The organism is Deinococcus proteolyticus MRP (assembly GCF_000190555.1).
GTDB classification, from domain to species: domain Bacteria; phylum Deinococcota; class Deinococci; order Deinococcales; family Deinococcaceae; genus Deinococcus; species Deinococcus proteolyticus.
On the sequence record NC_015161.1, the window covers coordinates 1835968 to 1848050 of the forward strand.

The window sequence follows — 12083 nt, forward strand, 5'->3', positions numbered from 1 at the left end:
TACCAGCTGCAGTGCTTGCAGGCCGGCCCAGCAGTTACACGGGCCGGCCCAACCATTACAATAGATACGCCCAAAGACGCGGGCCGCACACTGAGCATGTTCATGTCCCTGCGGCCCCTTATTGCTGAAGCTGAACCGGTGGCTGAACCCATCCTGCGGCAAGAAGGAGGTGAACGAATGAATCCCATGCAAGCTGATCCCGAACCCCCCAGTTCCAGACCGGCGGCCCGTCATTCTTCGCCCCTGACCCTGCTTTTCCGGGAGGTTCACCCATGCTCTACCACACTGCACTGACATTTTCCGGGGCCAGCCCATGCTGACCTATTACCGCTCGGTGGGCGGCCGGCTGACCACCATCGACAGCTATACCGACGGCTGCTGGATCAACGCCACCGACCCCACCATCGAGGAGCTGGCCCGCATCAGCCGCGAAACGGGGCTGGATATCGACGTGCTGAGCTACCCGCTTGACCCGGACGAACGCTCACGTTTCGAGCGGGAAGACGGCGAGCTCCTGATCATCATGCAGACCAGCTACCGTCTGCCCGAAGACAGCGATATTCCCTACGACACCGTGCCGCTGGGCATTCTGCATACCGACCACTGCCTCGTGACCATCTGCGCCATAGAAAATCCGCTGATTCGCGACGTGGTCAGCGGCTTCGTGCGGCGTATCAGCACGGCCAAGAAAAACCGGCTGACCCTGCAGCTGTTCCTGCGCAACGCCCAGCGCTTCTTGATTGATATCCGGCAGATTAACCGCGACGTGGAGCAAATTGAGGACCGCCTGGAAAACAGTACCCGCAACGAGGAACTGCTGGACCTGCTCAACTTCGAAAAGAGCATGGTGTACTTCATCACCGGCCTCAAAGCCAACGAGGCGATGATGGAGCGGGCCAAGCGCGACCGGATTTTCCAGACCTATGAGGACGACGCCGACCTGCTGGACGACGTGCTGATCGAGAACCTCCAGGCGATCGAGATGGCGACCATCACCTCCAACATTCTGGGCAGCATGATGGGAGCCTTCGGCAGCGTCATCAGCAACAACGTGAACCAGGTGATGAAAACGCTGACGGTCGTATCGGCCATTTTCCTGCCGCTGACCTTTATGGCCGGTATCTGGGGCATGAACTTTGAGTACATGCCGGAGCTGAACAAGCCCTGGGGCTACGGGGCGGCACTCAGCAGCATGCTGGTGGTGGCACTGGGCATGTTCTGGCTGTTCCGGCGGCAAGGGTGGTGGTAGCGGAGGGCTGGGCCTACTCCCACGTTCCCGTGTGCCCTTTCTCGCAGCTGCGGCCCGCTTCCGGAGCCGTGCCCGCATCTATGAACTCCTGCACGAACTGGGCCAGGCGCGGGTCGGCGGCCTGGTCGGCAGTCAGCTGAGCGTTCCAGGCGGTGGCAGTGATGGCGGCGGCCTGCTCCGGCTCGGGGCTGAGCAGCACCTTGCGTCCCTTCGCCAGTGCAGCCAGCGGCGCCGGGTCGGGCACCCGGTCGGGGCGGTAGGTCAGCCACACGGCCCCGTGCGACAGGCTGTGCAGGGCGTACTCGGGATAAAGCGGCGCCGCATATACGCCGCAGTTTTGCCACAGTGCGTTGTGGTCGCCGTAAGGGGGCGGCGTCAGGTCGTAGGCCAGCGAACCGGAGCGGTGCTGCCCAGCCGGGGCCTCGTAGCGCAGCACACCCGCCAGATGCCGCTCGGGCGCGGGGCCGCAAGCGGCGCAGAAGGCAGGCACAAGCAGCAGGGGCAAAAAGCGGCGCACGTCCCACATAGTAATCACATAGGCCAAGACGGTGGGGCCACAGAGCAGCACACACAGAGCAGGGCAGCAGAGAGCAGAGGCAGAGGACCAGCTGACCGGCCCTCTGCTCTCTGCTGCCCACTTACTGGCTTACCGGGCTTATTTGCCGACCAGGAAAATGTTGGGCCAGGGGCGGTAGTTGCTCTTCAGGGTTTCCTTTTTGAACACCTGACCGTCGCGGACAAACAGGCGGTCCACTTCCAGGGTGCCGCCAGGCATCGCCCAGTCGATCTGCTGACGCTGACCGGCGGCCAGCTTGGAGCTGACAATGGTGCGGTCGGCGGGCGCGGGAATGGTCTTGATGATGCGCGGCTCGCTCAGGCGCACCTCGAAGTCGCGGGGCTTGCCGAAAGCGTACACGTTGAATTCGCCGGTGGCGTCGTTCCAGTCGGTCTGGAACCAGATGGCCCCGCCGGTGTCATTCTTGAACTTCAGGTCCAAGGTGGGCTGGTAGATGGCGGCGTCCAGGCCCTGCGGCTTGTAGTACCCCACCTGATAGGAGTGGGGCGAGCGCTCCAGCACCGGCAGACCAGCGCGGTACAGACTGCGGAACACCGTGGTGCTCACCTGGCAGATGCCGCCGCCCAGCCCCTCTTCGGTGCGGTCGCCGGCAATCACCAGGCCGTCTACAAAGCCCGCTGCACGGTTGATGGGGCCCAGGAACTGGTTAAAGGAGAAGGTGCCGCCCTCGAACAGACGGTCTTTGAAGCGGCTGGCGCCCACGTGAATATTGGTCATGCGGGCCTTGGAGCTGCCTGTGTAGTTGGTGTTGCCGGTGCCCAGGTGCCCGGTAATCCCCCGGCTGATAAAGAAGTTCAGGTCGCGCTCGGGGGCCGTCTGGGACAGCACTTTGGCCTGCGCGGGCTTCATGGCCGGGTCTTTGACGGCGGCCAGCAGCGCGGCGCGGGCAGCTTCCGGGTCCAGCTTGAAGCGGTCGTACTGCACCAGCACCCACTGGCCCTGCTGCTGCTGCTCGAAGCGGGCGCCGCCGCCGCTGGCCAGTTCCCGCACCCACTTGTCCAGATCTTCGCCCAGGCTCTGCGTGATGATGCCGCGCTGTCGGATGATGGCGGCGCGCTCGGCTGGAATCCGCAGTTCACGGGTCACGGGCACGGTGGTCTTCTGGCCGGCGCGGTAAGCCGGCACCTGCGCCTGAAAGCTCAGGACCAGCGGCGCAGCGGCCCGCGCCTGCACGGAGGATTGCTGAGCATTCGGGGCAGAGGTGGCCTGGGCCTGATTAGTCTGTGCCTGAGTAGTTTGGGCCTGAGCAGAAGCGGCGCCCAGCGCCAGCCCCGCCGACAACAAGAGGGAAATAACCTTCATCCCACCAGTATTTCAAGTCCCAGCCGGGCAATGGCAAGTTGTCTTACCGGGGCCTTTATCTCTTATGCCATTTCCCCTGACCGCGCTGTGGCCTGAGCTTCCGCCTGGGCCAGCTGCCGGGCGATTTCGGCCACCGCTTCTTCGGCATGAATGCGGCCGTTCTCGATAAAGACCTGATTGGTGCGCCCCGCGTAGCCGGCGCTCCCCGCCACGAACAGGCCCGGCACAGTGCTTTCGTGGTGCTCCGACAGCACCAGGCACTCGTCGGGGAGGGTACGCAGGTCCAGCCCTTCCAGAAAGTCCAGGTTGGGCAGGTAGCCGGTCATGGCGAAGGTGAAGTGGGTCGGCAGCAAGAAGGTGGTGCCGTCTTCACGCTGCACGCGCACGGCGTCGGGGAGGATTTCTACGACCTGCGAGCGGAAGTGCGCGCCGATGCGCCCCTCCTTGATGCGGTTTTCGAGGTTGGGCTTGACCCAGTACTTGACGGTAGAGCGGATGCCCTCGCCGCGCACCACCATCGTCACGTTGGCCCCGGCGTTCATCAGGTCCAGAGCTGCGTCGGCGGCCGAGTTGCCGGCCCCGATGATGGTCACGTTCAGGCCGAAAAAGGGGTGGGCTTCGGTGTAGTAGTGGCTGACGTTTTCGCTGTCCTCGCCGGGAATATCCAGCGGCACCGGGCTGTCGTAGTAGCCGGTGGCCACCACGACGCGCCGCGCTTCGACCACGTCCTGGCGGCCGTCCTGCGCTTCGACTTGCAGCGTGAAGCCAGCGGGCGCGGCGTGAACCTTCTCCACGCGGGTGTACTGGCGCACGTTCAGCCCCTCGGCCTGCGTCACCTTGCGGTAGTACTGCAAGGCATCCACGCGCTTGGGCTTGTCAAAGGGGCTGACAAAGGGGTGCCCGCCGATTTCCAGTTCCGGCGCAGTGGTAAAAAAGGTCATGTCGGTGGGATAGTCGAAAATGGCGTTGACCACGCAGCCTTTTTCCAGGACCACGTAGCTCAGGCCCGAGCGCTTGCAGGCGATGGCCGCTGCGAGGCCTACCGGGCCGCCGCCCACGATGGCGACGTCGTACAGGCCGCCCTGGGGTTCCGGGTTGGGAATGCCGGGGTTCGGTTCGGTTGTCATGGGGGCAGTATTTCACCTGGGGAAGCGGAGAACTGGGCCACGTCTCCGAATCCGGCCCAGCCGCCGTCACTGACCAACCGGCGTGAGGCACGCCACTGTGGGACACGGCACGGCCGCGCTCTAGTGCTCTTCCAAGTGGCGCTCACTCTGGGCCATCAGGGCGGTCGGTAAACCCGTGACCAGAGCAAGCAGCAAACTGGCCAGCTGAACAGCGAAAAACCAGCTGTAGCCCTGGTGGCCCTGAAATATCAGCAGCAGCCCGACCGCCACCGCGAGAGCGATGTAAAACCGCTGAGCTTTGGCCTGGGCTTCCAGGAACTGTAGCCGCTGCCTTTCATCGAATTCACTGAAGTCCCTGTCGCCTGCGTCTGGATAGCCCCAGCCGATAAGTTGCCGGCGCGCCCCGAAGGTCAGGCCAAAGCCGAAGCAAAACAGAAGCAGAGACATAAAGCCGAAGGCCATGACCTGGGAGCTCTGCTCGCCATTTCCCAGCCTGCTCCAGATGTGAAAGGCTTGCTCCAGCACGAGATTCATTCCCATATAGACCAATCCAGCAAAATAGAAGTTCAGGGCATCGGCTCGCTGTTTGGCTGTAGGTGTGAACATCTGCGCCGTCATTTCTTTCCTCCATACACTTCTTCACTCAGCGGTGTAAACGGTGTGCGGCTAAAAATCGCCTCAATGGGCAGCCCGAAGAACTCGCTGAGGCGAAAGGCGAGGTCAAGGCTGGGGGCGTACTCGCCCCGCTCCAGATACCCGATGGTCTGGTAATTCACGGCTATAGCGGCGGCCAAGTCCTGTCGGCTCAAGCCCCGCTCAGCCCGCAGAACGGGAAGACGGTTGTAGAGCGGCGGGGGCGAGGGCCGCCCAGATGCTTTGGCAACCATGCCTCATATTGTTGTAGAAATACAACATAAAGTCAACAACAAGGATATTTTGCCAGGCAGCGTTGGGAGCCGCTCAGTGTGCGCGCTATTCCAGGCGCCCCCCGACCATTTGCCCCTCTCCCCGCCTGCCATAGTGAGCAGGCATGCCGGACTATGACCTGATTGTGATGGGGGCGGGCCACAACGCCCTGATTACCGCTGCCTACGCGGCCCGTGCCGGACTGAAGGTGGGGGTGTTCGAGCGGCGGTCTATGGTGGGAGGAGCGGTCAGCACCGAGGAGCTGGTCCCCGGCTACCGCTTCGACTACGGCGGCAGCGCCCACATCCTGATTCGGCTGACCCCGGTGGTCCGCGAACTGGAACTGAGCCGCTTCGGGCTGCACTACCTGGAACTGGACCCGCTGTTTCACTGCTACGACGGCGACGAATTCGGGGCCGGGCCGTGGTACGTGTACCGCGACGCCGAGCGCACGGCCGCCGAACTGGACAGCCTCTTTCCCGGTCAGGGCGAAGCGTACCGCCGCTTCCTGCACGACTGGACCCCGATGGCCGAAGCGGTCGCGGAGCTGTTCATGTCGGCCCCCGGCCCGCTGGACTTAGGCAAAATGGCGATGAACTCCACCGGCAAAGGAGGGAATGCAGCCCGCAACCTGGCGCGGATTCTGCGCCCCTACGGTGAGGTGGCCCGCGAGTATTTCAGCGAGGAGCGGGTGAGCAGTCCGCTCAGCTGGATGGCGGCCCAGAGCGGTCCTCCACCGTCCGACCCCCTCAGTGCGCCCTTTTTGCTGTGGCATCCGCTGTACCACAAGGGCGGCGTGGCGCGGCCCAAGGGCGGCAGCGGCGGCCTGACGCGGGCACTGGCGCGGGCGATAGAGGCTTACGGCGGCGAGATTCACCTCAGTGCGGCCGTGCAGGACATTCTGGTGGAAGGCGGGCGGGCCGCTGGGGTGCGGCTGGCGGGGGGTGACACCTACACCGCCCGCGCCGTGGTGGCCGGGTCGCACGTGTTGGCGGCGGCAGACGCCCTGCCGGACGAGTACGTGCCGCAGGCCGCCCGCGACGTGCGGGTGGGCAATGGCTTCGGGCTGGTGCTGCGGCTGGCGCTGGACGGGCAGGTGGACTACCGCCACGGGCAGAACGAAGCGGGGCGCACCGGCCTGGGCCTGCTGGTGCGCGACGAACGCCAGATTCTGCGCGGCTACGGCGACTACCTGAGCGGCGAACCCACCCGTGACCCGCCCATCGTCGCCATGAGTTTCAGCGCGGTAGACGATTCGCTGGCCCCGCCGGGGTCGGACGTGCTGTGGCTGTGGGCGCAGTATTACCCCTTCGAGCTGGCCCAGGGCAGCTGGGCGACCCGCACTGCCGAGGCCCGCGAATACGTGCTGAACGCTTTCGAGCGCTACGCTCCCGGCACCCGTGACCGCATCGTGGGCGAGCTGGTCCAGACCCCGCAGTGGCTGAATGACCACCTGCACCTGCCACGCGGCAACGTGATGCACCTGGAAATGACGATGGACCAGATGTTCTCGCTGCGGCCCTGGCTGGGCGCGGGCATGTACCGCTGGCCGGGCCTGAAGAACATGTACCTGACCGGAGCCAGCACCCACCCCGGCGGCGGCATTATGGGCGCGTCGGGGCGCAACGCGGCGCGGGTCATCGTAGGCGACCTGACCCGGCGGGGCTGGCGGTGAGCGCCCTTAGACCCGTGGAAAGCATCACCCCATGACCTACCTGCAATTCCACCTCGTGTTTATCGTGCCGCCGCTGCTGCTGCTGCTGTGGCTGACCGCCCGGCGCAGCGGCCCGCTGGCCGGCGAGTACTGCCGCGACGACCGCTGGACCCGGCTGTGGCTGGGCGTGCTGCTGGCAGTGGCCTTCGTCTACACCACGCCCTGGGACAACTACCTGGTCTACGTGGGCGGCTGGGAGTACCCGCCCGAGCGGGTGCTGGGCACCGTAGGCTACGTGCCGTACGAGGAATACGCCTTTTTCCTGCTGCAGACCCTGCTCAGCAGCCTCCTGCTGCTGTGGCTGATGCGGCGCTCCGGCACTCCCGCGCAGGTGTCGCCCCGGCCAGGGCTGACCCGCTGGGGCATGGCCACGCTGTGGCTGGGCGGGGCGATGCTGGGCGCGGCGGCGCTGGTCAGCGGCTACGCGCCCGCCACCTATTTCGGGCTGATTACGGCCTGGGCGCTGCCGGTGCTGGCCGGGCAGTGGGCTTTTGGCGGCGACCTGATTCTGGGCCGGGCGCGGCTGTTCTGGACCGCCGTAACCCTGCCCACGCTGTACCTGTGGGCCGCCGACGCGTTTGCGCTGCACAACGGCATCTGGAGCGTGTCGGACGCGCTGACGCTGGGACCCAAGGTAGGACCGCTGCCGCTGGAAGAGATGCTGTTTTTCCTGGTAACCAACCTGCTGGTGGTCACCGGGCTGATGCTCTTCCTGCACCCGCAGGCGCTGCGGCGGCTGGAAGGGGCGCGCCCCTTCCTGAAGCCGTGGCTGGGGCTGCTGGCCGGCTACCTGCTGCTCAAGATTCCGGTGCCGCTGTGGCCGGCCGGCTTCCCGCTGCTGGCGACCCTCAGCACTGGGGCACTGTTCGGCGCGGCGCTGCTGTACGCCGCCGAGCGGGTGGGCTGGGGCCGGGCTGCCGGGCTGGCGGCGCTGTGCTTCGGAGCCGGCTGGGCGGTGGAATACCTGGGCAGCACCACCGGCTTTCCGTTCGGGAGGTACAGCTACGCAGGTGCCCCGGGCCTGACCCTGCTGGGCGTGCCGCTGCTGGTGCCGCTGGGCTGGTTCGCACTCACGCTGGCCGCCACTGTCCTCAGCCGGGGCCGGCCCTGGCTGGCCGGGCTGCTGCTGGCTGCCTGGGATGTGGGCCTGGAGCCGCTGATGACCTCGCAGGGCTTCTGGACCTGGAGCGACCCTGCGCCGCTGTGGGCCGGCGCACCGCTGCAGAACTTCGTGGGCTGGTGGGCGGTGGGCAGCCTGCTGAGCCTGGCCGTGACCCGGATTGCGCCGGAGCTTAGGCGCCCTGCCGGCAGCGGCCCCGACCTGTCGCTGGCCTACCTGACCGAGCTGTTTTTCCTGCCGGGCGGCCTGCTGCTGCTGGGGCAACCCGGCGCGGCTGCCGTCACCCTGCTGGCGATGCTGGCGGCCCTGGCCCTGGCGCGCCGGCTGACCCCGGATGCCAGACTGGGAGGCGCATGACCTCTTCTGCCAGTGACTTTCCCTGGGTGGCCCCGATGCTGCGCGCCACCATCGGCCGTGACCTGCGCCGCAGTCTCAGCGGGTTCTGGGTGCGCGGCACCCTGCCGGCGGGCGGCGCCGTGCTGGCCGCCAACCACGGCAGCTGGTGGGACGGCTACCTGCTGCTGCACCTCGGCTGGGAGTTCGGACACCCCGCCCGCATCATGATGAATGCGCCGGAACTGGGCCGCTTTCCGTTCTTGCAGCGCATCGGCTGCACGCCCCCGGAGCGCCGGCGTGAACTGGCCCGCGCCGCGCAGGCGGGCGAGTGGGTGATGATTTTCCCCGAAGGTGCCCTGCAACCCCCCGGCAGCCTCCTGGCCCCGCTGCAGCCCGGCGCGGCCTGGCTGGCCCGCAGCGCCAGCACGCCAGCCAAGCCGGTGCCGCTGATTCCGGTGGCTCTGCGGGTCCTACTGCGGGCCGACCGCACCCCGGCGGCCTTTGCCCGCTTCGGCCGCCCCTGCGCCCCGGACGACCTGGGCCGCGCACTCGCGCGCGAGCTGGCGGGGCTGGACGCCGACCTGCAGGCCGCCGACCTCTACCGGCCGCCGGAAGGGTATCTGGCGCTGTGGCGTGGGCAGGGGGCGCAGCAGCAGGAAACGCCCGCTTCCCGCCTGCTGACCCGTATCACCGGAGACCGGCTGTGAGGGGCCGCAGCCAAGCAGCCTGGATGCGGGCGGCGCAGCTGGTGGCCGGCAGCTTCCTGGCCGTCAAGCTGGGCACGCTGCTGGTCAATGCGGTGACTTTTCCGCGCCTGCACGGTGGCCCGCGCCCGAAGGATAAGCCGGCTCCGGCCGACCTGAGCGACGTCTCTCTGCTGATTCCGGCCCGCAACGAGGCCCGCAACCTCCCCCACACCCTGCCGGGGTTCCTGGCCCAGGGGGCCGGCGAGGTGCTGGTGCTGGACGACCACAGCGAAGACAAAACGGCCGAGCTGGCGCGGGAAGCCGGCGCTACGGTGCTGAGCGGGCAGCCGCTGCCGCCCGGCTGGCACGGCAAGCCCTGGGCCTGTCAGCAGCTGGGCGCAGCAGCCAGCGGCGACGTACTGGTGTTCACCGACGCCGACGTGACCTGGCAGCCGGGTGCCCTGGCCGAAGCCGCCGCCTACTTCCGCGAGTCGGGCGCCGACCTGATGACGGTGTGGCCGCAGCAGGACAACCGCGCCCCCGGTGAGCGCATCCTCACGCCACTGGTGGACGACGTGCTGCTGAGCCTGCTGCCCTGGCCGCTGCTGGCGGTGCCTACCCCCGAGGCGGGCGCCGCCAACGGTCAGGTGATGATGTTCCGCCGCGCCTGCTACGACGCGCTGGGCGGGCACGCGGCGGTACGGGCCGAACTGCTGGAAGACGTGATGTTCGCCCGCGCCGTCAAGGCAGCCGGGGGCCGACTCACCCTGATTCTGGGCGGGGGCGCGGTCCGCGTGCGGATGTACCGCTCCTACGCCGAGTCGGTGACCGGCTTCAGCAAGGGCCTGCTGAGTTTCCACGGGGGGCAGCGGGCGCTGCTGCCGGCCAGCTTCGCGCTGCATCTGCTCACCTACACCTGGCCCTGGCTGAGCGGCCAGCGCCTTCTTGTGGCAGCTGGACTGCTGGAGGGCCTGGCGGTCCGCCTCCTCACCCGCCGCACCCGCCCCGCCGACCTGGCCGAAGTGCTGCTGACCCCGCTGCTGCCGCTGCTGGCGCTGCCGGTATACGCCCAGGCGGCCCGGCGCGAGGTGGTCTGGAAAGGCCGGGTCTATGCCCAGGACGTTCCTCAGGGCAGCGCGGCGCAGGAGGCCGAATGAAGCGTGCTCCATCCTCGGTCATCGTCGTCGGGGCGGGGTTCGCGGGGCTGGCTGCGGCACTCAGGCTGCGCCGAGCCGGGGCCGACGTGACCGTGCTGGACAAGCTCGGCACGCCCGGCGGCAAGGCGGCGCTGGGCTACCGCGACTTTTCCAGCGGTCCCACCGTGGTCACCATGCCGCAGGTGTTCCGGGCGCTGCATGCACGGCTAGGCTGGGCGGCGCCGCAGCTGTCGCCCGCCGTGCCCACCACGCGTTATCAGGCGCTGGACGGGCGTACCTTCGCCCCGCAGGCGCTGAACGTGGCCGGCAGCCTGGAGCCCACCCTGGCGCAGCTGAGCCGGGCCGAGGCAGCGCACTACACGGGGCTGCTGCGGCTGTCCCGCCAGCTGTACCGGGACGCCGCAAGCACCTTCCTGTTTGGACCGCCGCCCACACTGCCGGCCCTGGCCCGCTACGGCCTGAGCCACAGCTGGCGCGCCCAGCCGGGCCGCTCGCTGGCGTCGCTGGTACAAAGTGGCCCTTTTCTCACGCCGTTCTGGCTGCGTTTCGCCACCTATCTGGGGGCCGACCCCTACCGCGCTCCCGCCGTGCTGCACAACGTGGCTTGGGTAGAGCTGGGCGGCGGTGTGTGGCACCTGACCCACCCGCCGGGGCCGGAGCAGGCATCCGGGCTGCTGGGTCTGGCGGCAAGAATGGCCGCCGCAGCCGAGCGGCTGGGCGTGCGTTTCGAGTACGGCACACCGGTTCGCCGCCTGCGCACCGAGGGCCGGCGGGTCGTGGCCGCCCACACCGACCGGGGCGAGCTGCACGCGGACGCCTTTGTCAGCGCGGCGGACGTATCGCTCACCCAGCAGTGGCTGGGACAGCACGCCCCGGACCGCCCGCAGGGGGTGAGCGGCTTTGCCGTGCAGCTGCGGCTGCCAGAAGACCTGGGGCAGGCCCACCACATCTTCTGGCCGCAGGAGTACCGGGGCGAGTGGCAGGACATCCGTGCCGGACGGCTGCCGCTGGACCCCACGCTTTATCTGCATCTGGACGGGCGGCAGGGCTTCCTGCTGGTCAATGCCCCGGCCACGCCCCGCCACGCCGCCGACCGGGCCGGGTACGCCGCCTATCTGCTGCGCCGCTTGCAGGCTCGCCTGCCGCTGCCTGTGACCGGCGCGCACGCCCTCTCCCCTGCCGACTACGCCCGCACCGCCGCCACCGGAGCGCTTTATGGCAACGCCCCGCATGGCCTGAGCGGCAGCCTCCGCCCCGGCTGGCAGCTGGCCGGACCTGCCGGCACCCTGGGCAACCTGCGGCAAGTGGGCGGCACGGTCCACCCCGGCGGCGGCGTGCCGCTGAGCCTGCTGAGCGGCTGGAACGGCGCAGGGGAATTGCTGGGCTTGCCTTACGACCCACTGGGCGGGCCGGAGTTCGGCAGCGGGACCGAAACGGCATGACCGAACCGACGCAGCCGGGCAGCACCGGCGAAGCTTTCCCGCGCTTCTCGTGGTGGCGGGTGCTGGTCGGTGCGGCCCTTCCCCTGATCCTGATGGCGGCTTACCTCCAGCTCATCAGCCTGGTGCTGCACCCTGAACTGCCGTTCAGCCTGGAGGCATTCTTCTTTTACGTGCGGCTGCTGCCGCTGCTACTGGGCCTGCCCCTGCTGCTGCTGGGCATCCTGGCCGAGAGCATTCAGCCGGGCCTGAGTGACCGGGCTTTTTGGCTGACTGGGGCGTGCACCGGGGCCGCCGCTGGCTTGGTTCTGTCCCAAATGGCGGCCTGGCCTGCTGCCGCTCATCTGGCCCCCGGCGCGGCCATCGGCCTGCTTACCGCCCTGGCCGTGCGGGCCATGTGGCGCAGCAAACGAACCGGCCCGGCGTAGCACACGCCTTCAGCTGCGCTACGGCCCTCAGCCTTTACACTG

The 12083-nt window shown here is 67.9% G+C and carries 12 protein-coding genes; 7 read left to right on the top strand and 5 right to left on the bottom strand.

Going from position 1 to position 12083, the window contains the following annotated elements:
* Positions 1-313 precede the first annotated feature (313 nt).
* Complete coding sequence (locus DEIPR_RS08755; protein ID WP_013615470.1) at positions 314-1249, top strand: magnesium transporter CorA family protein; 936 nt, start codon at positions 314-316, stop codon at positions 1247-1249.
* A 13-nt stretch (positions 1250-1262) separates the two neighbouring features.
* On the opposite strand, the gene DEIPR_RS08760 is transcribed toward DEIPR_RS08755, so the two are convergent.
* From DEIPR_RS08760 to DEIPR_RS08780, 5 genes are all read right to left on the bottom strand, one after another.
* On the bottom strand, positions 1263-1775 hold the full coding sequence (locus DEIPR_RS08760; RefSeq protein ID WP_013615471.1) for a thioredoxin-like domain-containing protein: 513 nt from the start codon (positions 1773-1775) through the stop codon (positions 1263-1265).
* 129 nt (positions 1776-1904) lie between these two features.
* Complete coding sequence (locus DEIPR_RS08765) at positions 1905-3128, bottom strand: VanW family protein (protein ID WP_013615472.1); 1224 nt, start codon at positions 3126-3128, stop codon at positions 1905-1907.
* A 62-nt stretch (positions 3129-3190) separates the two neighbouring features.
* Complete coding sequence (locus tag DEIPR_RS08770) at positions 3191-4255, bottom strand: YpdA family putative bacillithiol disulfide reductase (protein ID WP_013615473.1); 1065 nt, start codon at positions 4253-4255, stop codon at positions 3191-3193.
* A gap of 120 nt (positions 4256-4375) precedes the next feature.
* Positions 4376-4873: a hypothetical protein gene (locus tag DEIPR_RS08775; protein WP_013615474.1), complete on the bottom strand. Its 498-nt coding sequence runs from the start codon at positions 4871-4873 to the stop codon at positions 4376-4378.
* On the bottom strand, positions 4870-5142 hold the full coding sequence (locus DEIPR_RS08780) for a helix-turn-helix transcriptional regulator (protein WP_013615475.1): 273 nt from the start codon (positions 5140-5142) through the stop codon (positions 4870-4872). The genes DEIPR_RS08775 and DEIPR_RS08780 overlap by 4 nt, the downstream gene beginning before the upstream one ends.
* Positions 5143-5285: 143 nt before the next feature.
* Here DEIPR_RS08780 and DEIPR_RS08785 point away from each other — a divergent pair, with 143 nt between their 5' ends.
* From DEIPR_RS08785 to DEIPR_RS08810, 6 genes are read left to right on the top strand one after another with little or no spacing between them, the layout of a single operon-like run.
* A complete protein-coding gene (locus tag DEIPR_RS08785) occupies positions 5286-6836 on the top strand; it encodes a phytoene desaturase family protein (RefSeq protein WP_013615476.1) in 1551 nt (516 codons plus the stop codon).
* A gap of 31 nt (positions 6837-6867) precedes the next feature.
* Positions 6868-8352, top strand: coding sequence for a carotenoid biosynthesis protein (locus DEIPR_RS14745; protein WP_013615477.1), 1485 nt, complete (start codon positions 6868-6870; stop codon positions 8350-8352).
* Complete coding sequence (locus DEIPR_RS08795; protein ID WP_013615478.1) at positions 8349-9038, top strand: lysophospholipid acyltransferase family protein; 690 nt, start codon at positions 8349-8351, stop codon at positions 9036-9038. The genes DEIPR_RS14745 and DEIPR_RS08795 overlap by 4 nt, the downstream gene beginning before the upstream one ends.
* Before the next feature lie 23 nt (positions 9039-9061).
* Positions 9062-10174 carry a glycosyltransferase family 2 protein gene (locus DEIPR_RS08800; protein ID WP_013615479.1) on the top strand — a complete coding sequence of 371 codons (1113 nt, stop codon included), beginning with the start codon at positions 9062-9064 and terminating at the stop codon, positions 10172-10174.
* Positions 10171-11616 carry a phytoene desaturase family protein gene (locus DEIPR_RS08805; RefSeq protein ID WP_013615480.1) on the top strand — a complete coding sequence of 482 codons (1446 nt, stop codon included), beginning with the start codon at positions 10171-10173 and terminating at the stop codon, positions 11614-11616. Before DEIPR_RS08800 ends, DEIPR_RS08805 begins: the two co-directional genes overlap by 4 nt.
* Positions 11613-12041, top strand: a complete 429-nt coding sequence (locus DEIPR_RS08810) for a hypothetical protein (RefSeq protein ID WP_013615481.1) — start codon at positions 11613-11615, stop codon at positions 12039-12041. Before DEIPR_RS08805 ends, DEIPR_RS08810 begins: the two co-directional genes overlap by 4 nt.
* The last annotated feature ends 42 nt before the right edge of the window (positions 12042-12083 follow it).